The following is a 503-nucleotide window of genomic DNA, read 5'->3' as shown; positions in this document are numbered from 1 at the left end:
TCTATGACGGCAGCCACCTTATCTTTCCCGGCATGAGCGAGGAAATGGAGCTAAGGCCCCATCAAAAGAACTTTGCGGCACGGGTTATCTACTCCGGTACGGGACTGGCCGGCCATGTTGTGGGTGCGGGGAAAACGGCGGCAATGATTGCGGCGAGCATGTATCTCAAAAATATCGACGCCATCAAGAAACCCGTCTATGTGGTGCCCAACCACCTGACGGAGCAGTGGGCAAAGGAGTTTTACCGGTTCTTTCCGCAGGCCAACATCCTTGTTACCACCAAAAGAGATTTTGAAGCGAAGAACCGGAACAAGTTTGTTTCCAAAATCGCTATGGGTGAGTATGACGCGGTGATTATCGGCCATTCCCAGTTTGAAAAAATACCTATTTCCAAGGAACGGCAGGAAGCGCAGATCAGTAACGAGATTAATCAGCTTTCCTATATCATCAAAAAGATAAAGGAAGAAAAGGGAGAAAATTGGGCGATCAAGCAAATGGTCATC

At 48.5% G+C, this 503-nt stretch carries 1 protein-coding gene; it reads left to right on the top strand.

Going from position 1 to position 503, the window contains the following annotated elements; genetic code table 11:
- A partial coding sequence (locus DSOL_RS26340; protein ID WP_139314651.1) for a DEAD/DEAH box helicase family protein occupies positions 1 to 503 on the top strand: 503 nt, incomplete at both ends.

This window comes from Desulfosporosinus metallidurans (genome assembly GCF_001936615.1).
Lineage (GTDB): Bacteria > Bacillota > Desulfitobacteriia > Desulfitobacteriales > Desulfitobacteriaceae > Desulfosporosinus > Desulfosporosinus metallidurans.
This window is presented reverse-complemented; position numbering and strand designations above follow the sequence as displayed.